Source organism: Blastopirellula sp. SH421 (assembly GCF_057808535.1).
This window is the reverse complement of sequence record NZ_CM173712.1, coordinates 117,357-142,814: the sequence shown is the minus strand read 5'-3', so window position 1 is coordinate 142,814 and position 25,458 is coordinate 117,357. Positions and strand designations below refer to the sequence as shown.

The window sequence follows — 25,458 nt, the reverse complement described above, 5'->3', positions numbered from 1 at the left end:
TGATTCGCGGCCGAGATGCGAAGATTGGCGAAAATCGCCGGAGGTCGGCGTCGCAAGAAACCAAAAACGCCGGCAGGTGATGCCGGCGTCGTTGTCCGATCGGGGCAGCTCTACACCGCACAAAGGCCGTGGGAGCCGCCCCTAGTTGTGAGCTAGTTTCCGAAGGGATTGCTTTCCATCGCTCCCCCATCTCCTGCAGCATTATCACCGCCGAACGGGTTGCTGCCGCCGCCAAATGGATTGGCGCCGCCGCCAAAGGGATCGCTGCCGGCGTCGGCGTCATCCTTGCTTCCCCCGCCAAACGGATCGCTGCCGCCGAAGGGATTGTCGCCGCCGCCAAATGGATCGGCGCCGGCCGGCTTGGCCTCTTCCATCGGCTTCTCGGTTTTCTTTTCTTCTTCTTCCGTCGGCTTGGCTGCTTCTTCTTCCCCCGTTTTGAGCGGGATATGAATCGTCGGAAATTCTTTGCCTTGCTCCTGCAAGACGTACAGCATGCCCGACTTGGTGCCGAGGATAATCCGGTCTGATTCGTAATTGGAGTAGAAGAAGTCGAAATCGCGAACGCTCAGTTGCGCCTCAATCGCGCCAGAGACTTGCTCTATCTTTAACAATCGCTGCCGATCATCCAGTGCATAAACATGCTCGGCGGAAACGGACAGAAACTGACGAACGCCGGGAACGAACCATTTTTCTTCGCCGTTGAAAGCGTCGACCGCATGCATGCCGCCGCGCTGCAAAACCACATAGGCGGTGTCTTCGATAGCAGGGACCGAATCGACAATCGGTTCGCCAAACGAACGGCGCCATTCGATACGGCCGTCACGTTGATAAATGCCGTAAACATAGCCGCTGGTCGTCGCGAAAAAGTTGAGACTCGGCGCCAGGTGCGTCGTCGGAGCAATTACTTCTCCCGTCGCTTCGATGCGATAGCGGAACTTATCGTCATACGAGTTTCCAGCGTAGACGAAACCTTGATCGGTCGGCCACATCACGGTCGCTTCAGTAATAGTCGGGTTGGCGAAAATCTGGCCGAACGATTGGAAGCGACTAACCGGCTTGGTGCTGTCTTGAAGATCGAAGATCTCGATTACGCCCTTCATCAGCGGTGCGTAGATGTGCCCTTCACCGATCACGGCGCCGGCAGAAGGGGCGCTGCTGAGATTTCGCTTCCACAGCAGCTCGCCATTCTCGCGATGCAAAACGTACAGCGTCAGCCCGTTGACCGTTGCAATATACTTGGCGTCAGCCGATGGTTTTTGGGAGGGGAAAAAAGGTTGTCCATGCAATTGCGACCAGAGCTTGCGGCCGGTTTGACCATCCAAAGCGGTGAGCACGCCGGAGGTGCTTTGCGCGAGAAACAAGATTTGAGGAACCTTGTGTTCGGTCAGGACCGGCTTTTCTTTGGTTTGATCCAAGCGTGCGACAAACTGATCGGCCTTCGCTTTGGCGCCCTCAGCACCTAGCGGTTTGCCAAAGGGGTTCAAATCGCGTGACGAGAACATCGTCGAGCGCCCCTGATGGCTGACCTCAAAAATGGTCTGCATCTCGTTCGGGGTGATGGCCTGGGTCAACGAACTAAGCTTGGCGCCGCTGACGCCAATCGGAAGTTGAGTTGACCACTTCTTTTCGAGCCCTACGCGCTGCAGGCTGATGTCGTCCAAGATGCCGCGCCCCGATTGGGCCAGCGCCAAAGAAGAAATCGACAGCGACAGAACAAGGATGGTGAAACAGCGAGAATGACAGAGCGTCATCGAAATCCTCAGAAGTGAGTCGAGAACGTCGGCAAATAAGTTAGGAATAGCAATCCCTATCATAGTCAACCTCTGCGTGCGAAGCGCGGATAAAGTAAGAAATCTAGGTAGTTAAGACACGACGGCGGGGGCAAGTTTTCGCCTCGTTCCTGTGGGCCGGAAGAGACCCGAATGATGACAAACCCTTATCTGAAAAGCACTTACATCACGACCACTGGTCTCCCCCTGGCGTCTGTCGCCTAGACCATCTGGCTGGGTCTTCCTAGGATGAAGGGTTTACGGCCGTTTAGGCCGCAATGGGCGCTTAGGCGCACACAGCTTAAACCTTGCCCTCGCATCACTTTGACTTGCGCGCCGGTCCAGGCCAGAACGGAACCTCATGCCCTCGTTGAGCCAATACTCGACTCAAATCGAAAAAACGCTGGGCTATCTGAATTTTTCTTCCGGCGCCTACGACCCGAAGTTCGCCTCGGCGTTGAACGAGTTGTACGCCGCAGTTGCACCGGGCGAACCGCGTGCTCGCCCGACTTGGGCCCGCTTGGGAGACGTTCTGCGGCAAGAACTAACCCGACTGGCGGGGAGCTCGCCTGCTTTCGCCGATACCGATCAGGTGAACGGAGTATTAAGCTGCCTATTCGAACATGTGCTGCCTGGCTATCTCGAATTTCACCGCGACCTGCTGTTTCATCAGGTCGACGAAGCAATTTTTCTCCCCTATTTTTTGGTTCGCGCCGCCGAAGCAACCCTCCAACAAGGGGGGCCATGGAATGAGGTCGAGCGAATTCGAGCAGGGGCGATTGGCCAGCTGAACGACTACATCGGGCATCGTCCGATTGCAGCGTTGCAGTCGCGCCGGATGCGTCCTTACGGCCATGAGTATTGCCGTCCGGTGCCGATCTTTTTGGCTGGCTCCGGCGTCTCGATCGGTCGTTACTACAATGTGGTTACTAAAGCGCTGGAACTAATCCAAGCGACCAGCCCCGACATCCTGCATGACGCCTGCTTTGAACCAGACATCTTGGAGGAGCTGGCGTTTGATCCCCGCGCTTATGACTTCGATCACCCGGTCAACAAGCGCCCAAACTATCAGTTTGGTCAGTGGGACCCCGATCACATCGACACCACCGGTCGCTATCGCCGGTTTGTGATCCAACAAGTGACGCTCGATGCGTTAATGCGGCGCGTCGAAGAGGGACAAGAAGCGACGATCGAAGAGTTAGAAGTCGAAGCGGCCGCCGTCTTGGCCGGCGTCATCCTGATGGGCGCCGGGATCTCGGGACGTGGGCCTGACACCTACTCTTCAGACGTAACCTTGGCGACGCTGTTGCCGCAGATCGCCAGTTACCGTGATCGCTTTTATGCCGAGCTGGTTCACAAGATCCCGGGAGAACATGGCCAACGACTGCAACAGGAAGCGGTGATCCGGCGGCAGCCGTTTGGCGCCGCTCGTCAACATTTGAACGGCGTCCTTAGTCAGCGTCGTGCACGCCAGCTGGCGCACGTCCACTTGGCCCAGTTGTTTGCCCGCATGGGCTATCCCGACGAAGCAGGCCAGCAGGTCGATGTGGTGCCGACAGCTTCGGCCCGTATGAGTTGCCGGATCGTCTGCTTTGTCACGCTCGCCAACCAAGCAGTCGATCGTCGTGAGCTAATTGCTGCGGTTAACTATGTTGACAACATCATCGATCGTCTACAGCGCGGGATAGCCTGCGGCGCGCTGGTCGATCCCTGGAATATCCTTGGATTTGAGGCGCAGTTCAGTCTCTTTCCATCGATGGAAAATAGCGTCCGCGATCACCGCGTCGACGACTTGCTGCAGATGATTGAGATCATCATGAACTTGATGTCGCGCATCTGGAGCGAAGCGGCCGCGATCAATGACGCCGAAGCGGCCGCCCAGATCGAAAAACGCTTCTCCTCCTTTTCAGAATGGTGGGGCAAGTTCGCCGCGCACGAAGTTTCAAGCGTCGAAGCGATCAACGCGGCCGAAGCGTTTGACGCCGCTCAGCATGTCGCGTCCGCGCTGCGACTATGGCATCAAGGCGGCGCCGCGACCGGGGACGTCGGATTTTGGGCGCCGCACGCCGAGATGTTCGACTCGCCGAAAGCGTACGCACTGGTGATCGAAGCGCTGCTAGAACGCAATGACTTTGTCGCCGCGCTCTCGCTGCTGATTCATTGGCTTGAGCGGGCCGACCATGTGCCGCTGCAACTGGGAGAAGCGTCGTTTTTTCCGATGGCCCGCGAGTGGATGCGGCGCATGCGACGCACCGAGATGTCCCCCGAAAAACGCTGGGCGCTCGCCTGCCGCATGCTTGATTTTATGGAAGCCAACGCCGGCGAGTATTGGAATCCTCCCTCGTGGCTCTCCGGCGGCAAACAAAATGGAAGCGGCGCTGATCTCGCCGCGCTGTTCGCAGAACCGCCCAGTGACGACGAGGATCTCTACGGCGCCGCCTACGAAGAAGTCACCTACATTGACAGCACCGATGACGGCGTTGAAGGAGACGTGCAAGGGGGCGAATCGACCGCGGAAGAAAGCAAAGAAGAATTGCACGCCGAATCGCGACGCGTCAATCTACGGCTGTTGTTTCTCGAATGCATTGCGCGACTCTGGCGCATGACGGCAATGGAAGCGGCGACGCAACCAGCCAACGACCAGGCGGCCGATCGGCTGATCGAAATGCGTGAGCGGGCAGTCGGCAACCTGGGAGGATTGTTACAATTGCTGGCGTCGGTACATCGCTATCAGTTGCCGCGCCCGGCCGGCGATCATCAGTCGATGGTCGAATTTGACCGCCAGCGTGCGATCAAAGAATTTGTGTTGGAAAGAACGATCATCACGGCCGCCGCAGCAGCTTCCTCGGCTCGCCTGCTGGAAGCAGCCGCGGTTCGCTCGAAAAATGAAACGTCTCCCAGCTCTAGCTCGCTCACGTTCCAACAACAACTTCCACCAGAATTGGCCGACGAACATCGCCAAGGAGTCCTGGTGCTGACCTCCCTGCTGGCCAATCGTGTCGGCGAAGCAGGCGATCCCTGGAACGAATTTATTGAGGCGCTAACGTCAAAGCCGCTGCTTTACATCCCGATTGGCAAAGGGGGCGCACCGGGACAAATCGTCGCTGCCCGAGTACGCCAAGGGGCGATTCGCGAACTCCTCTCTTGGCTGCCGCGGCTCGGCATGTTCGAGCGCACCCGGCAACTGCTAGAGACCGCCCGAGCGATGGAACGCGACAATCCGGTCGGACCAAGCGCCGTCACCGAGTTCGATTCGCTATTTGAATCAGCCTACACGTCGCTGGTCAGCGCCCTTTCTGATTCATCCAAACAGTGGAAAGCCGGCTCCAAAAGCAAAAAAAAGACGCGGACGGTCGAAACCGAATTGGTAGAGTGCCTAGAACAGATCACCCAGCACATGCTGATCGTCTGGCTGCACCACAGCCGAACCTTGCGGTTGTCGGCGGTCGAGAAGTTTCAGGATGAACCGCGCTGGACGCAAATTAAAACGTTCATCGAAAGTTACGGCGGCGACCTGTTCACGCAGTACTTCTTCAACCGAGGCAACATCCGCTCGATTTTACACCAAGGAGTCCACGTCTGGATCGATCGCATTCGCAACGAAATGGCCGAAGAAGATTGGCCAGCGTTTGTCACCGCGATTCAGGACGAACGTGACCAACGCCGCGCGGTCGAGTGCATTACCATGACGCTGGAAGCGGTGCTCGAAAACTACCCCGAATACCGCGATTACAACAGCACCACCACGCAAAGCGATCGCGGCGAACTGTTGTATATGTTCCTCGATTTTCTGCGACTACAGACGATGTACGAACGGATTGAGTGGAACCTAAAACCGGTAGTGTTGGCTCATGAAATTTTGGTCCGGCGCGGCCATGCCGAAGCGGCTCAATTATGGCGGCGAGCGCTCGCCGAGCGGATCGGCGACGAAGCGAACCGGTTTGTCGCGCAACTTGGCGAGTTGCAACAGAAGTACTCGATGCGCATGCCTACCATCGCCGATCGAATCCACCAACGATTTTTACAGCCGCTGGCCGTCGATCGGGTTTGCTCACTGGTCGAGCAAGCGATGGAAGAAGCGAGCGGCGATTCGCATACCGCGTTTGAGCTGTTACGAAAAGAAGCCGACGTCCTGGTCGAAGAGCCCAGCGGCGTCGGGCTCGACGTGCCGGCCTGGCTGGTAGCGCTCGAAGCGGAAGTGATGAAGATCGAACGAAGACTCCACTTTGGCGGCGATGACGAAGAACAGGAAGCGCTGTTTGTGCCGCAAAAGACGCTCGCCATCGAAGAACTGCACGATGAGATTGACCCGTGGCAAACTTCGTTGACGCCTGCCGAAGAAGATGACGAAGAGTACGAAGACGAAGAGCCTGCTTAACAAGAAACGAGCGAAGCCGAACGAGTGTCGTTCGGCTTCGTCTTGATCGCTGCCTAAGTCGGCCTGGCTTCCTTGCCCAGCCGTCAGTCAAACTTGTCGCCCGGCAAACTACTCGGCGTCCGTCACTGCGACGTCAATCGTCACAACTTCGGCAACTTCTGCCGGCGAATCGTTGAACCCGTCGCCGTTGGTATCGATCGCAAAGCCTTCGCGATTCTCCGAGCGATTCTCGCTGCGACGATCGTTTTCTTGCTTATCGCCAGCTTTCTTTTCGTCATCCCGTGATCCACGTTCACGACGTTCCCCATCGCGCGGACCAGCTTGCGGGCGTTCGCCGTCACGCGGCCCCATCTGCGGGCGCTGACCGTCACGCGGACCACGAGCAATCGGACCGCGTGGGCCACCTTCGCCCCGCATTCCCTCGAAACCGCGCCCTGGGAAACCGCCAAAGCCGCTCCGCATCATCGGTCCCCGCGGACCAGGGCCGTCAGGACGACGAGCCGTCTCTTCCTGTTTGGGCTCGTCTTTATTCGCTGCCGGCTGATCCGACTTCAGTGCGTTTTCGAGGCGCGCCACCTTCTGCTTTAGTTGGGCGTTTTCAGCCATCAAACGATGAATCGCCACCGCCGGGTTGCCAATGCCTGGCATGCCGTGCATTGCGGCGCTAGGATGACCGGTCGGCTTGCCCTCTTCTTTCGCATCGCTGGAAGGCTTGCCGCCGTGGATCGCGTGAGCCAAACGCTCGACCTTTTGCTCTAGCGCTTTGATCTGCATTTGCTGACGCATCATCGCCATGTGCGGCGAGTGCATGCCGTGGGAACCGGCTCTGTGCTGCGGATTGCCCGGTCGTGGACCAAAACTACCGTGCATCGCACCAAAGCTACGGTGCATCGACATGCCGTGCATCGGATGACCACCCATTCCGTGACCGCCACCGAAGCCAGGACCATGCTCGCCACGAGCATGATGCATGCCGGGTTTGCCGGGCCCATGCCCGCGATGAGCACGATGCTTGCCGTGCTCTCCCCGTTCGCCATGCTCGCCGCGCTGGGCATGTTCGCCCCGCTTGCCATGCCCACGGCGTTCGGCTTCTTTCTTATCTCCCTTTGCTTTGTCTTTGTCTTTGTCGCGCTGCTTTTCTTTGTCGTCGTCGGCCGATGGTTTGTAGTCGACTTGGTACAACTCGACAGCACGTTCTTGTTCGGTCAGCGGAGCGATGGGAGCCTCAGCGGCCAGCGCAAATGTAGACATGCCCAGCGCACCGACCAAGCACGCGCTAGCCGACAAACCGTGATGGGACCAAGGGGCAATTGTTCGTAACCAATCCATAATTCACTCTTCTCCAGTGATGAGTCTCGAACCGCGCAACAGGTTCAAAAACAATCGACGAGGAACGGTAGGCGTTGATGCGGTGATCAGCATGATTCGCTCTGCTGCGTCTTCCCCCGTAGAAATCCGCGTCGTGCTAGATCTAACCATGGCGCTGGACGAAAGTTTCGCCTGGGAAGTTTCGCATTGGTTAATAATTCTCCCTAGCACCGCTAGCTAACGAGCAATCCCCCTCATTGATTCGCGCATGAAAAAGCCGAATGCAGATTGCATTCGGCTAAGGCGCCTTCGTTATTTTTGGAAATGCGTAAGCTACTCTGCGTCTTGTCTAGGTCCAGGAGCAGCGTCTCCATCACGCGGACCTTCAGGGCGCGGGCGATCTCCATCACGCGGGCCTTCCGGTCGCGGGCGATCTCCATCACGCGGACCTTCCGGTCGTGGACGATCTCCATCACGCGGGCCTTCCGGACGCGGGCGATCTCCATCACGCGGACCTTCCGGACGAGGGCGATCTCCATCACGCGGGCCTTCCGGTCGTGGACGATCTCCATCACGCGGGCCTTCCGGTCGTGGGCGATCTCCATCACGCGGGCCTTCCGAACGCGGGCGATCTCCATCACGCGGACCTTCCGGTCGCGGACGATCTCCAGCATGCGGTCCTTCGTGTCGCGGCGGTCCTTGCAGTTCATCCAAACGACGTTGGATGCGATCCATGTGGACGCGTAGCAGATGCATTTCTTCGCGCAGCAGATGAATAATCTCTTCTCGCGGCGGACCGAAGTCTCCTTCGCGGCGCGGCGGCCGGGGACCGAAGTCTCCTTCGCGGTGCGGTGGCCGTGGTCCGAAGTCCCCGTCGCGATGCGGTGGAGGTCCAAAGTCTCCTTCACGGCGTGGTGGTGGTCCAAAATCTCCTTCGCGATGCGGCGGGGGTGCAAAGTCTCCTTGACGTCGAGCATCCCTTTCACGGCGCGGAGCTGCCTCTTCCTCGGCCATCAACCGGGGTGAAGCAAGCATCGCCGATGCGATCCACAAGCCGACCGGCACAACGATCAGCGCTAACCCAACCGGCAACAACCGGCCCGATTCGCGTCCGAGCGGAATGCCCAGCGCATGTCGAACTCGTTTTAACAGCGTCATCGTGCGATCTCCTAAGAAGGGGGCAGCAAACGCAGCGGCTGATTGATTCATCTGCCGTCGTGCGACAAGTTCTAAAGATTGAGCGTATTGAACTCGGCGACCCGTGGCGAGAATCGCCAGTTCGTCACAGCAAAATTCGCGCTCGACGCGAACCTGACGTGAGATGAACCAGACGGCCGGATGATAGAAAAACAGGGTTTCCACCACGCGCTGCGCCGCGTTAATCCAAAGATCTCCGCGACGGACATGGGCCAACTCATGCGCGATGACCGCTTCTAGCACCTCAGGTGTCAAATCGGTCAGCCAAGCAGTCGGAAGCAGCACCATCGGTTGCAGTACGCCCAAGGTGAGCGCCTCGCCGATTTTTGAGCTGACGCCGATCGGCGGCGTGATCAAAAATCCAAGCCGACGGCTAATTTGATCGGCGATCGTTTGCAACGAAATCTCAAGTCGCGCCCCATCGCTCCGCAGCCAGACGGTTGCGGCATAGGCGACCACCAATCGTCCCCCCAAGAGCCCCACGCCCAACAACCATCCCAGCAACAGCGCCGGTTGAAATCGCTGAACCCAAGCAGCGCCAAGCGACGGGGCCGCTGTGGTCGAAGCGATGGATTCGCTGGTCGCTTGGCCTGGGGTTGCAAGGGTTGCAGCGCCGGCTAGCAGCGGAGTGGCTTCAATGATTTCGGCGCCGTTCTGCTCGACACTCAGCATCTCGGCGCTTCGTAGATCGCTCGGGTTTGGATTCTCGGCGACCATTTGCAACTGCTGCGGCGTGATGCAGGCAGTCACGATCGGACAGACCAGCATCACACCCAATGCAATAACGCCTGCGAGATAGCGCGTTTCGGGCCGAGACGAATAGCGTATGACAGCGACCCAAATCAACCAGATCAGAGCCCCTTGCCAAATAAAATGGACAAGCGCCATGGTTAGTTGAAACAGGATGGGGTTAGAGAGCGGCTCCCAAATCATCCGCCGTCTCCCGGAGCCTGGTCGGTTTCTTCGTACTGCTCGAGCGTGCGTCGAATCGCGTCGAGTTCCTCACCAGTAGGTTTTGACTCTTCCAGCAGATGAGCGACCAAGTTACTGGCCGAGCCGCCGAAGGCTCGTCCGAGTACGTCGTGCAAAATTCCTCCCAAGGTTTTATCCCGCGGCCGCTTCGCCTCGTAGATAAAAGCGCGTCCTTCCGATTGACGCAGCAACAAGCCCTTCTCGGCCATGACATTCATCAAGCTCATGACGGACGTATAGGCCCGTGGTCGAACTTGGTTTAGTTCGTTCATGACGTCTCTCACCGTGGAGGGTCCGCGAGCCCAAAGTACTTTGAGGACTTCTAGCTCTCCAGCAGTCGGTGTCAATTGTTTTGGTCTTGGCATCTTGTGATTGCCCTCTCTCAGCAACTTGCCTCATCCTACTGCTTAATCAGTAGAACGCAACTAGAAAACCCGTAGAAAAATCAATACTTGGGGATCTAACCCACGCATTTGGTTTGAGTTTCGTACAAACTAGTAGTTCGTGCGACCTCCAATACGCTAAGTTGCGGCTTTCGAGCACCACCCCAGGAAACGGCATGCGAACCATTTCTCTATTTATTGCCCTAAGTCTTTTTCTGACAATAGGTTGCGACCCCGCATCCGCCGATAGCATCCGGATTGGATCTTGGAATATCGAATGGCTCGGTAAGCCTGAAATGCGCAACAGCCCCCCCCAAAAGGCTGCGGACTTGGCCGCCGAGATCTCCGCCTCCGGCGTTGATGTCCTGGCGCTCCAAGAAATATCGGATGATTTTCCGGCGCATGACCGCGTGGCGAATAAGACCTTGGAGGAGGTTTGTGCGCAGCTCAATCGCCGCGCCGGCAACCAATGGAAGTACGAGCTCTTTCCTAAGCGTGACCCATATGCCGATGACCAATTGACCGGCGTTGCTTGGAATCAGGCGCGCGTGCAGCGCGTCGGCGGCGCAATGCGAATCACGCCGGTTGACTTGCTGGGCGACAATTACATCACGTGGGATCGGCAACCGTACGCGGCGAAGTTTTCGGCCGGCGAGGGGAAAACCGACTTTGTGGTGATCCCGATTCATATGAAATCGAACTATGGTGGCGACGTCAGCGGGATGCGTAAACACCGCGCCGCCGAAGCAAGTGCGCTAGTCGCCGAGCTTCCCGCCGTGAAAAAAATGTTCGGCGACGACGACATCATTATCCTCGGAGACAGCAACGCTTTGTCGGCCCAGGAAGAAGGCTTAGCGCAGTTTGCGAAAGCCGGCTTTCGTGATTTAAATTCGGCCGATCATTCAACCCATGTCAAAGACGCGCCGTTTGATCGAGCGCTGGTTCCGCTGAATCAACCCGAGTTCGCCAACGCACGCCAGGTGATTCACAACGGCAAAGATAGTCGCGACTATCGCGACAAGCTCTCGGATCACTATTTAATCTCCTTTCAGATTCTGATCGGCAAAGATGACGACCAAGGAGGCGCACCACCGGTCGCTTCTACCGCGCCGCAAATGCCGCGGCCCAGTCCCCAACAACCGACCGATGTGCAGATCTTGGCGGTGTTGCCAGATCCGTTCTCCCTAGACGATGGCAAAGAAGCGGTGGTGATCGCTAACTCTTCAACGCGACCGTTGCAACTTGACGGCTGGAAACTAACCGACGACGACGGGGCCGAAATCAAACTTACCGGCGAGATCCCCCCCTGCTCGGCCATCACCATCCACAACCCGAACCAAGCTTGGCTCAGCAACAGCGGCGATGAACTGCGTCTGATCAGCCCCCAAGGCGCCGTGATCGACGACGTCAGCTACACTCGCGATGATGTGCAGCCTGGGAAGTTTATTACAAATCTGCAACGCCGGTAGGGTCCGCACAGTGTACGCCTACGCCCTTACGACTCGGCGAATGAACTGTCTCGGTAGCTTTCGGTGACAATGGGACAATCGGGCAACGATTTCAAGAAGACTTTGCCGTAGTGCTTAGTTTTGACGCGGGGATCGAGGATCACCACGATGCCGGTATCGTCTTGCGTTCGGATCAACCGGCCAAAACCTTGTCGCAATTTGATCACCGCTTCAGGCAGTTGGTACTGGCCAAACGGCTGTCCCCCCTCCTCTTTGATCCGCTCAAGTCGCGCTTGCAGCAGCGGTTGATCGGGCACACTAAACGGCAGCTTGGTGATGATCACGTTTTGCAGCGCATCGCCGGGAACGTCGACTCCCTGCCAAAAGCTGTCGGTTCCGAACAGGACCGCTTTTTGGGCCTGTTTAAATTTGTCGAGCATCACATTGCGCGGCATGCCGTCGGACTGGCTAAATAGTTCGATCTGCTGTTGAGTAAACCACCGCGTTAACGCTGATGCCGCAGAGCGCATCATTTCGTAACTGGTGAACAGCACAAACGCGCGACCTTGCGTCCGTCCGACATAGCGACGAATCATATCGACCACCGCTCGATCGTAGTTCTTCCGATCGCTGGGATCAGGCATCTCGCTCACCAGGATCAGCTTGGCTTGCTCGGCATAGTCAAACGGGCTGCCTAGCGCCAAGGTATCGCAGCGGGTCAAGCCAACGCGGGATTTGAAAAAATCAAACGACGACGCCCCTCCCACCGCCAAAGTAGCGCTGGTCAAGATGACGCTGTCGACCGACTGAAACAACTCGCTGCGCAGCACCGGTCCCACATCAACTGGCGCGGCCGAGAGTTTCACGCGGCGATACGGTCCGCGTTGCTGCGAACTTTCGACCCAATAGACGGCGTCTTCGATCTGTTGCGTGCGCCAACTTTCGATACTATCGGCCAGCAGATAAATCCGATCGCTCATCGACGTCAAGTCTTGCCGCTGGCTATCGTCGTTGAGATCTTCGCCAGCGTTTTTCACTTGAGAGGCCAACTTGGCCAGTGCGGGGGTTAATACATTCGGTACGAGCTCGGGCTGGCGAACACGACCGCTAGACTGCGGATTCTCAGCCAGCCAAATGTCGATCTCCGTAAAGAACTGCTGCGCCCGGTATTGGCAATGGACGACCTGCTGCATCGCTTCGGTCAGTCCGTGATGCATGAGGAGCCCCTTGTTGGTGCGTTCGTTAAACAGCTTGTTCAACGTGTAGTCGATCTGCGTCGACGTCACCGAGAGCCCCAAGTGATCGCCGGCGACCGCCTCGATCGTGTGGGCTTCGTCAAAGATCACCGCGTCATACTTGGGCAGCAGATTTACGCCGCTGCGCCGCAGCGCAAGATCGCTAAAGAAGAGGGCATGATTGACGACGATCAGCTGCGCATTTTGGACGCGTCGCCGTGCTTTGTAGTAAAAGCAACTATCGTAAGTGGGACAATTGCGTCCCAGACAATTGCCGCTGTCGCTATGAACTTCGTCCCAGACCGAACCGAGCGGGCGAAAGTCAAGATCGCTGAGCGAACCGTCGGTGGACTCTTTTGCCCAAGCTTTGATCTGGTCGAGCTGATTTTCTTCTTCGTCTTTGGCGAATAATGTCTTGGCGCGGCTCAATGCAGCGCCCAGCCGGCGACGGCTGAGATAGTTGCCGCGGCCTTTGGCCAAGACGGCGGTAAACTCTAGCGGAATCACGCTGTTCAGCAGCGGCAGATCTTTTTGAATTAGCTGCTCTTGCAGACTGATCGTATGAGTCGAGACGACGATCCGCCGAGGACGCTCCTCGTCGTCGGGACGTTCTTCGGCGACGGCCAAGATCGCCGGGACCAAATAAGCGAAGCTTTTCCCGACTCCGGTGCCTGCTTCCACCATCAGGTGCCGCTTGTTCTGGATCGCAGCAGCGACCGCCGAAGCCATATCCAACTGTTGCTGGCGATGTTCGTAGCGGGGTAAACGCCGAGCGATTCGGCCGTCTGGCCCAAGAATGTCGTCTACCGAAAAACTGCCCATCCCTGCCTGCTAGTTATGATTCCATTGCGGCGCAATCCCGCTTTATCTTAACAGTGGTTACGGTTCGGTGAAATTAGCGGACAACCGATGGACGTCCCGCGACCTGTTAAATAGACTAGAACCGTAGCATTCCCCCCTGCAGAATGAGACCTGCGGCGTCCCCTTCTCTGGCTCGGTCGCCTAAAGAGTCCCGAGACGCCGAGGGAGAGCCCATTTCGCGATAAATTGCCTGTTCTTCCGGTGATTTTACGCTAAGGAAGGAAATGGGGGAGCGATTACCAAGTTGGCGACTCAAACGCCGAACCGAAACCGAATCGCGATCGTCTCCCCTAGCAGCGGGCGATTGCGTTTTTTTATCAAACGCCTGGCGAGCGTCGCTGCCGGACAGTCGCTACCGGACAATCGTGTGATTTCATTTTCCAATTGGGGAACTCGTGCTGATCTTTGCGACCAGTATTTCCTCGAGTTTCCGTAGTTAGCCGACGATGCCCATCGAATTCAGCTGCACGAAATGTCCCGCGAAGTTTCGTGTACCCGACGTATTGGCGGGCAAAAAGGTCCGTTGTCCAAAATGCCAATCGGTAGAACGCGTTCCCGGCGGCGACAGTTCGTCCAGCAAGGATGACAATTTTTGGAAGGAAAAGAAGCCGGGCAGTTCGTCGATTAATTCGCTGGATGGATTGCTTTCTGGCGGAGGTTACAGGCTGAAAGAAGCGAGCAGTCCCGCGACCGGTCCACACTCGGCTGCAGGCGGCATCTCGATTTACGAGGCGCGCGACGCCGTCTCGCGCCCAGGCACCGTGCTGCTGATTCTTTCGATGCTTGTGACGGCGATGAACGCAATCGGGGCTATCCTGTTTATCTTGATGATCTGTTTCGCGCCGCCGGTCTGGCTAGATGGCCCTTCGGCATTGTTTTGGATGGTGATGCTCGGCGTCATGATCTGCCTGACCTGCGCAACCTTGAAAGGGATCAACAGCTTTCGCAATGTCGACGAGTCTGGCTGGGCTTGGACCGGTCTGATCTTGGCGATGACGCCGTTTGGCGCCTCCTTTTGCTGCGTGCTGGCGCTGCCGTTTGCGGTTTGGGGGATCATCTTGCTGTGCGACCGGCGAATTGGGGAACACTACAATTAATCGCATGGGTGCGTCAGCCGCGAAAGTTGGCCGAAATAACGTAGAACTTGAGTCCGCGGTGAAATAGACTTGGCTTACTCCGCTTCGCCATTCTCCTCAGGGACATCTACGGGATGCCGATCGAATTTCTCTGCTCTGCCTGTCCAAAAAAGTTGCGAGTTCCTGACAACTCGTTCGGCAAAAAAGTGCAGTGCCCCAGTTGTGGCCACCTTCAAATCATCCCGGGGACGCCTGCTGCGGCGCCTACTTCACCCCCCGTTCCGCCGTCTGCGGCATCGACCGCTCCCCCTTCAGCACAGCACCGCGATTCGCCCCCGGGCCCGCGATCCGAGCCGCCAGAACCGCTGCCGTTTCCGATGAAAACCGACGACGCGAATCTATTCGCCGACTTGTCGCACAATCCCTTTGAATCACCCAGCCCCGCCGCTTCGGCTCCCTCCCCTTACCTGGCCCCGCCGCTCAAGTCTGGCGGTGGAATGCGGCCTGAAACGGCCAAGCTGTTACTAACCATCCCGGCGGCCATTTTGCTGGCGATTCAGGCAGTGAATCTTTGTTTTGCGGTGCTGATGGTCCTCGGGACGGTCTATGTCTCGTTCAATCCGCCGCCAGGGGGTGATGATCAGCAACGGATGGTATTTATGGCGTTGGCCGGCGGCAGCAGCCTGATCTGCCTGATGAGCATCGTAGCGATCACCGGGCTGGTTTACGCAATCCTCCGCAAGTCGTACGCGATGAGCTGGGTCGGCATGCTATTGGGGATGATCCCCTGCACTTTGCTGTTGAGTTGCCTGACAATGCTGATCGGCATCATCGCGATGATGGTGGGCGTGTGGGGGATTGTGATGCTCTGTTTGCCTGAGGGGAAAGCCCAGTTTCGCTAACCGGCGGCGACAATTTCTTGGGTCGATGACGCTAGCATCGTCGTAGCCGGCGGCTTACATTGGTCGAACAGCGGTTCCTTAAAACCGCGTGGATCGTTCACCCACTGCTGAAGTCGCACCGATGCCGATCGAATTCATTTGCCAAGTCTGCAAACAGCAGATTCGGGTCCCTGACGGGAACGAAGGAAAACGAACCAAGTGCCCTCATTGCTCGGCGATTCAACCGATCCCAGGTGGCAATGATCTGGGCGGTTCCTCCTTGGGAGGCTCGTCGGCCGGCGGCAGTCTCTTCTCGGATTCGAATTCTGGTGGTCAGCAGCCGCTGAACCCGTTTGGCGAGAGCGCTGCACAAGCTCCGATCGACGAGTCGAATCCGTATGCATCCCCTTATTCGGCAAGTCTCAATCCTGGCGGCAAGCTGGGATTTGAAGAAGCGAAAGGGAAGCTGGCCATCCCCGCGATCGTTTGCATGGTCTCGCTTGGGCTAGGAATGATTTATCTGGCTTTGACGCTGGTGATGATCGTCGTCCAGCACGTCAACGGCATCAATGACATGACGGCAGCCGTGGGTTCGTCGATCGTGATTGGCGCGATGATTTTGGCCAGCCTGGCAGGCTTGATCGCATTGTTCAGCATCCTGAGCATGAAGAGCAAGTTCTACGCTTGGACCGGTTTCATCTTGGCTTTATTGCCGTGCACCAATTGCTGCTTTCTCATCGGGATTCCTTTCGCGATCTGGGGAATGGTCGTGTTAGCCGACGCCGAAGTACAGCGGCAGTTTCGGAGTTGAGCCGCAGCGGTTTTGGTTAGCCAGCGCGCACGAAAAAACCTGGTTGGATTTCTCCAACCAGGTCTTTCGATCATTCAGTTCCGATCACTGAGCCGAAGCTTAGCGAACGTTGCTGGCCAGACGACGGCGAGCCGGGACAAACGTCATGTTGTCAGCCGGTACCGGGGCCGGAGGCATCGGAGCAGCCGAATCGTCAGCCGGGATCGGCGACATCGGAGCACTCATGCTACCGCCACAGCTATCGCATCCACCGCAGCTGGTGTCACAACCGCAGCTCGAACCACAGTGGCTCTTCTTGCAGCAGAACAAACGCTTGATGGCGTCACGAATCGGGGTGCACGAGCAGCACTTCGGAGCACACGAGGTTTCGCAACCGCAACCCGAATCACAAGCTTCAGGAGCACAGCACGAAGCTTCCGGAGCACAGCAGGTCGCTTCGACTTCGCAACCGCAGCTCGAACCACAGTGACGCTTCTTGTGGCTGAACAGGCCGGACAACAGTCCATGCTTGTGGCCGCAACCGTTCGAGCAACCGCCGCAGCTGCTTTCGCAACCGCATGAAGCTTCGGGAGCACAGCAGGTGGCTTCCGGAGCACAGCAGGTCGCTTCAACTTCACAACCGCAATCCGAACCGCAGCTCGAACCACAGTGGCTCTTCTTGCAGCAGAACAGGTTGCTCAGAGCGTCACGCAACGGGGTGCAGCACTTTTTGCTGCAGCACGAGGTTTCGCAACCGCAAGAAGCTTCCGGAGCACAGCAAGTCGGCTCTGGGGCACAGCAAGTAGCCGGCGCCGGAGCACAGCAAGTTGGTTTTGGTGCACAGCAGCGCGGGGCCGGAGTGCAACATTTGGGCGTTTGGCAGCACGAGGTTGAGCAACCGCAACCACCGCCAAGCATCTGATTCAGCAGGCCAGCGGCAAACGATTGGCTACACATCAGCGCGACCAGCATCGTTCCCACAACAAGATTCAATTTCATCGAGCAACGTCTCCTAATGCGTTAGTACTGTCAGGCCCGCTTGCTATCCGTCACTTGGCCGGCGCTCGCGTGAACAGTCACGGTGTGCGACTCCCACGCCGCGAATGTTCGCTTACCTACATCACATCCAACAGGCGGAACCGTCGAAAAAATGTGGTAAGTGTGGGAGCGTCAGTCGGACCTTGTTCAGGTAGCTTGCAAAGCATCACAGTCCACAAAACATTGACCATCAACTTCGGTCGAGTCTTCCCGTGACTCGAACTCTCCATGCCGAAAGTTAATGCGCCCTCACTTCTCCGCGAGAGGGACTTCAGCAGCGACCGAGTTCCGTTCGCTAGACCAGGGTATCGTCCTGCGAATCGATGCCGCTTTACCGATCGAAGTCAATTTTCGCAACTTGGTTTACCTATCCTGTAGCGCAAGATGTAACGCCTCCAGCGACCAGGCAAACCTTGCCGATTGTTCCGGCAGCCGCATGGCCGCAAACCAACCGCAGGCCGCAAACCTTTCGCAGCTTGACAAAATCGCATCCCGCAACTGGGGAGATCTCGCGAACTAGAAGCGGAGACGCCGGTTAGCTAAGATGAAACGTAGAAATCTTTGGCGATTTGCTCATGAGCGTCGCCTATCGGTCATTAGGAGTAGTTCATGGCTGCTAGTTCTCTCTCAGGCTACGAGATCGTGCATCTCGCCGCACTTCCCGGCGTTCCCTGTCCTTGCGGAACGGCACGCCGCGGACTGGCCGAAGTCGCCGATTATCCCGGCACGATTCATCTGACCGAGATCTCCAGCGATGCGAAGCTCCACTACCACAAACAATTGACCGAGACGTATTACATCCTGGAATGTGACGCTGACGCCCAAATGCAACTAGATGACGCCTTTATTCCTCTGAAACCAGGGATGTTGGTGATGATCCGCCCCGGTACGCGTCATCGTGCGCTCGGCCAGATGAAAATCTTGAACATCGTCTATCCCAAGTTTGACCCCAGCGATGAATGGTTTGACGAGTAACAGTCAGAATCTTGCTCTTTTTTATCTCCCTGAGATTTTCTCCCCCCTTTTTTGTTGTGTGAGCCAGGTCACGCAATCACCGTTTCCCCCCTCCGCTGATCCCGCCAGGCACGCGTAAGTCGCTTGAAAACTTGAATTTGCTGATGGAGGCTCGCTCCGCCATCAGTTGCCTGCTGCCGGACGAGGGCGTATCCTAAACAGAGCGACCCCTACCGCTTGCCCAGCCCGTAAAGCAGCAATACGCAGGTATTCACTTATGACGAAGACTTCCAGCCTCTCCCTCCTCCTCATGTTTGCAGCCGTCGCAATGATCGGCTGCACACCTCCTTCTGGGCCTCCTACCGCTCCGACCAATACGTCAGGAGATCATGCCGATCACGACCACGATCATGCAGAGGACCATGACGCGGACCACGATCATCCGCATGCAGATTCGGCCAAAGAGCCAGCCGCCACAGAAATGAAGCCGGCAGAGTCGGCGCCAGCAGAACCTGCCGCTGAGCAGCCAGCCGCTGCTAGCGAGCAGCCGGCCGCAGACGCCGCCGCGATGAAACCTGACTCAACCCCGACGCCAGAAACCGCACCAGCCGAGCCTGCCGCGAAAGCAGAAGATGCCGCCCAACAATTACCTGCGGCGGACGAAGCCACCAAAACGCAAGTCGCGACCGATGCCCCCCCAGCCGGCAAAGCAGATCCGCAAGACTGGACCTACCTGCGCGGACCAGAATACAACGGCTACTCGCGCGCTACCGGCCTGCTGGATGATTTTGATCCCGCCGGTGGTGAAGGGAGCAACGTGAAATGGCTAGCAGAAGAGTTTGGCACGCGCAGCACGCCGATCGTGATGAACGGCAAGCTCTATACGCTGTGCGCCGCAGAGCAAGGAACCAAACGCGAAGGAGAGCGGGTCGTCTGTCTGGATGCTCAGACAGGTGAGTTCCTCTGGGAAAATCGGTTCAACGTTTATCTGTCGGACGTCCCGGTCGAACGCGTCGGCTGGTCGGCTGTGGTCGGCGATCCGACCAACGGCAAAATCTATGCTTTGGGGGTCTCTGGACATTTCCAATGCATCGACGCCGAAACCGGCAAGACCGACTGGGTGCACAAGCTGCACGAAGAATTTGGTCTGCTCTCCACCTACGGCGGCCGCACCAACTTTCCGATCGTGTTTGAAGACCTCGTCATCGTCAGCGCCGTCGTGATCGGTTGGGGCGATATGGCCAAGCCGTGTCACCGCTTCATGGCGTTTGATAAGAACACCGGCGAAATGGTCTGGTTCAACGGCACCCGACTGCTGCCAGACGATACCACCTACAGCGCTCCGGTCATCGCAACCCTCAACGGTCAAAAAGCGTTGGTCTTTGGTTCTGGGGATGGTCAGTTCTGGGCATTCCAGCCGCGCACCGGCAAACCGATCTGGAACTACGCAATCTCGATGCGGGGGATCAACACTTCTCCCCTGGTCGATGGCGACACCGTTTACGTTGGTCATAGCGAAGAAAACATCGGCGAGATTGCCTCGGTGATGGGCAATGTCGCCGCGATCAACGGCGCTTTGACCGGTGACATCACCGAAAAAGGCCTGATCTGGCAGCAGCCCGAAGTGATGATGGGCAAAAGTACGCTGCTGAAAGTCAACGATTACATCTACGCGTTCAACGACTCTGGCAAAATCTTTGGTTTTGACGCCAAAACTGGCGAACCGGTCGGCAAACGCGTCGCCGTGGGTCGCGCCATGCGAGGCAATCCACTCTACGCCGATGGCAAGATCTACGCTTTTGAATCCAATGGCTATTGGTCGATTCTAGAGTCGCAAGAAGATGGTTCGCTTGAAGTGATTAACAAAGGGAAGTTTGATGACGCCGAAGTGAACGGCTCACCAATCTGTGCCCAAGGTTTGATCTATGTGCCGACTTCAGCGGGTATTTACTGCCTGGAAGATCCGAGCTTGAAAAAAGGATTTGCGGGGCTTCCGCCGGTCGCACCAGAAACTCCGGTCAGTGAAAACCCAGAAATCGACCAACTGCAAGTGACTCCGTTCGAGGTGCTGCTCAAGCCGGGTCAGTCGCAGCAGTATGAAGTTACTGCGTTCAACAAGCTGGGCGAAAAGCTAGATGTCGATCTAAGCGGCGTCACGTTTGAACTGTCTGGTCCCGGCAAGATTGACGCCAAGGGACTTTACACTTCAGAAGATAGCAAAGCCCACACGGCGACCATCCTTACCGCCAAGTTGGGTGAAGTCGCAAGCACGGCTCGCCTGCGGACAATCCCGGACCTTCCTTGGAGCTTTGACTTCGACGAGATCACGCTCGACCCGGCTACCGGCGCCGGTCAACCGCCGGTCACTTGGGTTGGTGCTCGTTATCGCCATGTGGTTCGCGAGATCGACGGCAGCAAAGCCATGGTCAAGATTTCGACCATTCCGAAAGGAACGCGTAGTCAATCGTGGATGTCGAGTCCAGAACTGCACGACTACACGATTCAGGCTGACGTCAAAGCGAAAAAGATGGACGATGGCCAGCTGCCTGATGCTGGTCTGATCGCGCAAGGCTATCAGTTTGTGTTGAACGGCAACGACAAAACAACGCAAGTTCGCAGTTGGGTGACCCAGCAGCGGATGGCGAAGTCGAAACCGTTTGAGCTGGAAGCGGACGTCTGGTATCGCATGAAGCTGCAAGTCTCCAACGAAGGGGACATCGCGATGGTCCGCGGCAAAGTCTGGAAGAAGGCGGATGAAGAGCCTACCGAATGGACCGTTGTCGCCGAAGACACCTACCCCAATCGCGATGGCAGCCCCGGCTTCTTTGGCAATGCGACCAATGCCGAGTTGTATATCGACAACGTCTCAGTCACGCCGAACGACAAGTCGTAGCACTTGCCCAGCCTGACCTTGTAACTCTCCCCCAATCAAAACGCCTACCTTGTAGTTTTCGGAGCTGATATGCAAAACAAGCCTTTCTTGTCAACGATCGCCATGTTGATCGCGGCGCTGGCCGGCGCGATCATCGCGACGCTGTTGCCAGAAAACCGCGCTGACGCTGAGCCTGTCACCGTGAACGCGCAGCCGAAGTCGTCAGAAAAGATGGAACCCACCAAAGATTGGCCGATGTGGGGCGGCAACTCACTGCGCAACAATGTGCCGGTCGCCAACAACATTCCCACCGAATGGGACATCGGCCGCTTTGATCGTAAAACCGGCGAATGGGACGCCTCCAAAGCCGAAAATATCAAATGGGTCGCCAAACTCGGCAGCCAGTCGTACGGTAACCCGGTCGTCGCTTCCGGCAAAGTGTTTGTCGGCACCAACAACAGCAGCGGTTTGCTGCCGCGGTATCCTTCGGATGTCGATCTCGGCGTGCTGGTTTGCTACGACGAAAAGACCGGCGAATTCCTCTGGCAACATTCGAGCGAAAAGCTGTCGACCGGTCGCGTCCATGACTGGCCGCTACAGGGGATTTGCTGTGCTCCGTATGTCGAAGGAAACCGTCTGTGGTTTGTGACCAGCCGCGGCGAAGTTCGCTGCTTGGACGTCGAAGGTTTTTACGACGACGAAAACGACGGCCCCTACAAAGAAGAAGAATTCACCGAGAAAAACGAAGCGGACGTTCTCTGGGTCACCAACATGATGACCGAGCTGGGCGTTTCGCAGCATAACATGTGCTCTTGCTCGATCGCCGCTTTGGGAGACATCCTGTTCGTCAACACGTCGAACGGCGTCGACGAGTCGCACATCGTGCTTCCTTCGCCGCAAGCTCCCAGCTTTATCGCGATGGACAAAAACACCGGCGAAGTCCTTTGGACCGATCGTTCGCCGGCCGATAACATCCTGCACGGCCAATGGTCGAGCCCGACAATCGCCGAACTCGGCGGAGTGCCGCAAGTGCTGTTCGCTGGCGGCAACGGTTGGGTTTACTCCTTCAAAGCCGACAAAGGCAAAGACGGCAAGCCGGAACTGCTGTGGAAGTTTGACGGGAACCCCAAAGAATCGAAGTGGGTGATCGGCGGACGCGGAACCCGCAACAACATCATCGCCACTCCGGTGGTGTATGACGGCAAGGTCTATGTCGCCGTCGGCCAAGACCCGGAACACGGCGAAGGCGAAGGCCACCTCTGGTGCATCGATCCGACCAAGCGGGGCGACGTCAGCCCCCAGTTGGCGATGAAGGTTGAAGGAAGCTCGCGCGTGCCGCTAGCGCATCGCCGCATTCAAGCAGTGATTCCGGAAGATGGCGAAGTTGCGGTCGACAATCCCAACAGCGCCGTGATCTGGCACTACGGCGGCGGCGACGAAGATGGCGATGGTCGCATTAGCTTTGAAGAAACGATGCACCGCAGCATCGGCACCGTCGCGATCAAAGACGACATCCTGTACATCTCGGACTTCAGCGGATTGCTGCACTGTCTGGATGCTCAAACCGGCAAGCGTCACTGGACGTATGACATGTTGGCCGCTGCGTGGGGATCGCCGTTGATTGTCGATGGCCACGTCTACATCGGTGACGAAGATGGGGACGTTTGCATCTTTAAGCTGTCGGCCGATCCTGAAGATGCTGAGCCGATCAACGAGATCAACATGGGCAACTCGGTCTATTCGACCCCGATTGTCGCCAACGGCGTGTTGTACATCGCCAACAAGACGCACTTGTTTGCGATCTCTGCTGAAAAAGAATAGCTTGCTGCGGCGGTAACCAATTACTGCTCGGCTTCATCCAAGAGAGCGAGAAGGCAATGTTCCTTCTCGCTTTTTTTGTTTCCCTGATTCTCTCGCCAGCCGATTGCGGCTTGAATGCTATGTCCAAAAAAGTGCTTGACGTCGGCAACTGCGGCCCAGATTTCCACGCGATCCAATCCCTGCTCCAACGGCAATTTGGTGCGACTGTGCTGCAGGCGGATGCCGCCAAAGACGCGCTCGAAATCCTGCATCGCGAAGAGATCGCCCTGGTGCTGGTCAATCGAAAGCTCGACTGCGACTACAGCGACGGACTGGAAGTCATCAAGCAAATCAAAGCCGATCCAGCCGTTTCTAGCACGCCGACAATGCTGATCACCAACTACGAAGATCATCAGCAAACGGCGATCTCCGCCGGCGCCGTGCATGGTTTCGGCAAGCTTTCGCTCGGCAAAAGCGAAACGCTTGACCGGTTAAAAGCTTACTTGGATTAACCGATAACGCCAGAGTTGCGTAGAATCGGCGACAAAACTGGCGTAAGATGAACGCTCGGTCGGCCCTTCGAGGCGCACTGCGCGGTCGTCGCGCTGGGTCGGCCGTTCCCTCTTTCACTGATTGCGGGCTTAACGAGTAATGAAATGACTCGCCCGATTTGATACTTTCCTCCCAGGAAACCCACACGATGCCACGCTTGCACTCAATTCTGATGTTATCCGCCGCCGGCCTCATCGGCTGCCAACCTGCGACGCCGATTGCCGAAACGCCGGTTGAAGAAACGGAAGTTGTCGAAACCATTGTCGTCGAAAAGCCGGCCGTAACCCCAGTTGCTGAAACACCAGTCGCTGAAACACCGATGGTGGAAACAGCCAAACCAGAAATGCCGCTGGATGCTCCCGCAGAAACGCCGGCTGTGGAAGAAACCCCGGTCGTAGCGCCAACCGAAGCAGAAGCCCCCAAAGCCGCGATGCCGGCTGAAAAGCCAGCTGCGGAAGCGCCGGCTGAGACGCCTGCGGCCGACACCGAAAAAGCGGCGACCCTGGACGGCGACGTGAAACTGAACGCCAAAAACACGCTGATTCAATTTGTCGGCACGCACAGCGGCGACAAGCCTGATCCGCGTACCGGCAAGTTTGGCGAACTGACCGGTACAGCGACGTTTGCCGAAGGGATGCCCCGCGATCTGAGCGTCGAGATTAAAACCGGATCGCTTTCCACCGAGATCGAGAAACTGACCGATCACTTGAAGAGCCCTGACTTCTTCAATGTGCGTGAGTTTCCGGTCGCGACCTTCAAGTCAACCAACATCGAAGGTACCGACCCAGGCAAATTCACGATCACCGGCGACCTAACGCTGTTGGGCCAAACCAAGTCGATCACCTTCCCGGCGACGGTGGCCGATGGCAAGCTGAAAGCCGAGTTCAAGATCGATCGCACCAACTTTGGCATGACCTATGGTGCGGATGGTAAGGTCGAAAAAGAAGTTGCGATGACGATCGAAGTCACTGCCAAGTAAATCAGAGCGAAAGTAGTCCATGCCGATTACTCCTCAAGAAGCTCTCTCTGGATTCGCGGTTCCGGCCCTAGTCGCAGCCGCGATTTTTTGGATTGCTCAGCGATTTCTCTCTGTCGAGTCGCGCGAGCGCTGGCCTGCGTCGCTAGCGATTGCCGGCGGCTTCGCCGTCGGTTATGCGCTATTGAAACTAGCGCCTTGGCAAGCGACTTCGCATTGGCACTGGACGCCGCACGCGATCTTTCTGGCTGCGCTATTGGGTCCTGTGGCGACGACGAAAGATATTTCGCTGGTCGAACGGATTTTGATTTACGCCGCGGCGATTTGGATCGCGGCGTGGTTTGTGGTGCCAACGTATGCTGACCTCGAACCATCTCGCACCATCCATCTGATCGTCTGGCCGCTCTATTTGTTGGCGATCGTCGTGCCGCTTGATTTACTCTCGCGCAGGATGAATGGTCCCCTGTTGCCGGCGATTGTGACGATCAGCTTGGCGACCAGCATGGTCGTCATATTTCTCTCTGGCAACGCCAAATTCATGCAGATCACGGGGATCGGCTTTGCCGCGATGTTAGGCGTCACGCTCAGCTCTTTTTTCTCCAAAGAGAAACCAGCGCTGCTGGGCGCCGCGCTGCCGGTCAGCATGCTCTCGGCCGGGTATTTGCTGGTCGCCAAAGTGCAATCGTTTAGCGATGTCCCGCTGATCTGCTACGCGCTTCCCCCGCTTGCGCCGGTCTTACTGTGGGTCGGCCAATCCAAATCGCTCGCCGAGCGGCCAGGTTTTAGCGGCGTGGTGCTGCGACTTCTCTTACCGGCGCTAGCTTGTCTGGTCGCGGTGGGAATCGCGATCTGGGTAGAACGCGATTCACTCAGCGAGCACTAAGCTCCATTAGCTTGGCGCCTCGCGCCAGGCAGCTGACTCGCCGCACAAAATCATCGGACCTAGGCTCCCCGCGTGCTACAATTCG

General features: G+C 57.2%; 20 protein-coding genes. 14 read left to right on the top strand and 6 right to left on the bottom strand.

What is annotated here, in order from left to right; all coding sequences use genetic code 11:
• Positions 1 to 152: 152 nt before the first annotated feature.
• On the bottom strand, positions 153 to 1,751 hold the full coding sequence (locus SH421x_RS00595; protein WP_488853354.1) for an outer membrane protein assembly factor BamB family protein: 1,599 nt from the start codon (positions 1,749 to 1,751) through the stop codon (positions 153 to 155).
• A gap of 379 nt (positions 1,752 to 2,130) precedes the next feature.
• On the opposite strand from SH421x_RS00595, the gene SH421x_RS00590 reads away from it, so the two are divergent.
• Positions 2,131 to 6,147, top strand: a complete 4,017-nt coding sequence (locus SH421x_RS00590; RefSeq protein WP_488853353.1) for a hypothetical protein — start codon at positions 2,131 to 2,133, stop codon at positions 6,145 to 6,147.
• A 108-nt stretch (positions 6,148 to 6,255) separates the two neighbouring features.
• Here SH421x_RS00590 and SH421x_RS00585 read toward each other — a convergent pair whose 3' ends face one another.
• Positions 6,256 to 7,398: a hypothetical protein gene (locus SH421x_RS00585; protein WP_488853352.1), complete on the bottom strand. Its 1,143-nt coding sequence runs from the start codon at positions 7,396 to 7,398 to the stop codon at positions 6,256 to 6,258.
• A 169-nt stretch (positions 7,399 to 7,567) separates the two neighbouring features.
• Between SH421x_RS00585 and SH421x_RS00580 the strand changes: the two genes are divergently transcribed.
• A complete protein-coding gene (locus SH421x_RS00580) occupies positions 7,568 to 7,696 on the top strand; it encodes a hypothetical protein (protein ID WP_488853351.1) in 129 nt (42 codons plus the stop codon).
• Between the two features lie 92 nt (positions 7,697 to 7,788).
• On the opposite strand, the gene SH421x_RS00575 is transcribed toward SH421x_RS00580, so the two are convergent.
• Positions 7,789 to 9,585, bottom strand: coding sequence for a M56 family metallopeptidase (locus SH421x_RS00575; RefSeq protein ID WP_488853350.1), 1,797 nt, complete (start codon positions 9,583 to 9,585; stop codon positions 7,789 to 7,791).
• Positions 9,582 to 9,989: a BlaI/MecI/CopY family transcriptional regulator gene (locus SH421x_RS00570; RefSeq protein ID WP_488853349.1), complete on the bottom strand. Its 408-nt coding sequence runs from the start codon at positions 9,987 to 9,989 to the stop codon at positions 9,582 to 9,584. Before SH421x_RS00570 ends, SH421x_RS00575 begins: the two co-directional genes overlap by 4 nt.
• A 194-nt stretch (positions 9,990 to 10,183) precedes the next feature.
• Here SH421x_RS00570 and SH421x_RS00565 point away from each other — a divergent pair, with 194 nt between their 5' ends.
• Complete coding sequence (locus SH421x_RS00565) at positions 10,184 to 11,476, top strand: lamin tail domain-containing protein (protein WP_488853348.1); 1,293 nt, start codon at positions 10,184 to 10,186, stop codon at positions 11,474 to 11,476.
• A 26-nt stretch (positions 11,477 to 11,502) separates the two neighbouring features.
• Here SH421x_RS00565 and SH421x_RS00560 read toward each other — a convergent pair whose 3' ends face one another.
• Positions 11,503 to 13,512: an ATP-dependent DNA helicase gene (locus SH421x_RS00560; protein ID WP_488853347.1), complete on the bottom strand. Its 2,010-nt coding sequence runs from the start codon at positions 13,510 to 13,512 to the stop codon at positions 11,503 to 11,505.
• Positions 13,513 to 13,997: 485 nt separating this feature from the next.
• On the opposite strand from SH421x_RS00560, the gene SH421x_RS00555 reads away from it, so the two are divergent.
• The 3 genes from SH421x_RS00555 (at position 13,998) to SH421x_RS00545 (ending at position 16,319) form a co-directional block, all read left to right on the top strand.
• Positions 13,998 to 14,648 carry a zinc ribbon domain-containing protein gene (locus SH421x_RS00555; RefSeq protein WP_488853346.1) on the top strand — a complete coding sequence of 217 codons (651 nt, stop codon included), beginning with the start codon at positions 13,998 to 14,000 and terminating at the stop codon, positions 14,646 to 14,648.
• Positions 14,649 to 14,761: 113 nt separating this feature from the next.
• Positions 14,762 to 15,529, top strand: a complete 768-nt coding sequence (locus SH421x_RS00550) for a hypothetical protein (protein ID WP_488853345.1) — start codon at positions 14,762 to 14,764, stop codon at positions 15,527 to 15,529.
• Positions 15,530 to 15,650: 121 nt separating this feature from the next.
• Positions 15,651 to 16,319, top strand: a complete 669-nt coding sequence (locus SH421x_RS00545) for a hypothetical protein (protein WP_488853344.1) — start codon at positions 15,651 to 15,653, stop codon at positions 16,317 to 16,319.
• 99 nt (positions 16,320 to 16,418) lie between these two features.
• Here SH421x_RS00545 and SH421x_RS00540 read toward each other — a convergent pair whose 3' ends face one another.
• Positions 16,419 to 16,544, bottom strand: coding sequence for a hypothetical protein (locus tag SH421x_RS00540; RefSeq protein ID WP_488853343.1), 126 nt, complete (start codon positions 16,542 to 16,544; stop codon positions 16,419 to 16,421).
• Here SH421x_RS00540 and SH421x_RS00535 point away from each other — a divergent pair.
• From SH421x_RS00535 to SH421x_RS00500, 8 genes are all read left to right on the top strand, one after another.
• On the top strand, positions 16,543 to 16,788 hold the full coding sequence (locus SH421x_RS00535; RefSeq protein WP_488853342.1) for a hypothetical protein: 246 nt from the start codon (positions 16,543 to 16,545) through the stop codon (positions 16,786 to 16,788). The genes SH421x_RS00540 and SH421x_RS00535 overlap by 2 nt on opposite strands.
• Before the next feature lie 111 nt (positions 16,789 to 16,899).
• Positions 16,900 to 17,220: a hypothetical protein gene (locus SH421x_RS00530; protein ID WP_488853341.1), complete on the top strand. Its 321-nt coding sequence runs from the start codon at positions 16,900 to 16,902 to the stop codon at positions 17,218 to 17,220.
• A gap of 725 nt (positions 17,221 to 17,945) precedes the next feature.
• Positions 17,946 to 18,311 carry a cupin domain-containing protein gene (locus SH421x_RS00525; RefSeq protein WP_488853340.1) on the top strand — a complete coding sequence of 122 codons (366 nt, stop codon included), beginning with the start codon at positions 17,946 to 17,948 and terminating at the stop codon, positions 18,309 to 18,311.
• A 256-nt stretch (positions 18,312 to 18,567) separates the two neighbouring features.
• Positions 18,568 to 21,183 carry an outer membrane protein assembly factor BamB family protein gene (locus SH421x_RS00520; protein ID WP_488853339.1) on the top strand — a complete coding sequence of 872 codons (2,616 nt, stop codon included), beginning with the start codon at positions 18,568 to 18,570 and terminating at the stop codon, positions 21,181 to 21,183.
• Positions 21,184 to 21,252: 69 nt separating this feature from the next.
• Entirely contained in the window at positions 21,253 to 22,983 is a 1,731-nt protein-coding gene (locus SH421x_RS00515) for an outer membrane protein assembly factor BamB family protein (RefSeq protein WP_488853338.1), read from the top strand.
• Between the two features lie 119 nt (positions 22,984 to 23,102).
• Positions 23,103 to 23,474, top strand: coding sequence for a response regulator (locus SH421x_RS00510; RefSeq protein WP_488853337.1), 372 nt, complete (start codon positions 23,103 to 23,105; stop codon positions 23,472 to 23,474).
• A 188-nt stretch (positions 23,475 to 23,662) separates the two neighbouring features.
• Positions 23,663 to 24,493 carry a YceI family protein gene (locus tag SH421x_RS00505; RefSeq protein ID WP_488853336.1) on the top strand — a complete coding sequence of 277 codons (831 nt, stop codon included), beginning with the start codon at positions 23,663 to 23,665 and terminating at the stop codon, positions 24,491 to 24,493.
• A 19-nt stretch (positions 24,494 to 24,512) separates the two neighbouring features.
• On the top strand, positions 24,513 to 25,373 hold the full coding sequence (locus tag SH421x_RS00500) for a hypothetical protein (RefSeq protein ID WP_488853335.1): 861 nt from the start codon (positions 24,513 to 24,515) through the stop codon (positions 25,371 to 25,373).
• The last annotated feature ends 85 nt before the right edge of the window (positions 25,374 to 25,458 follow it).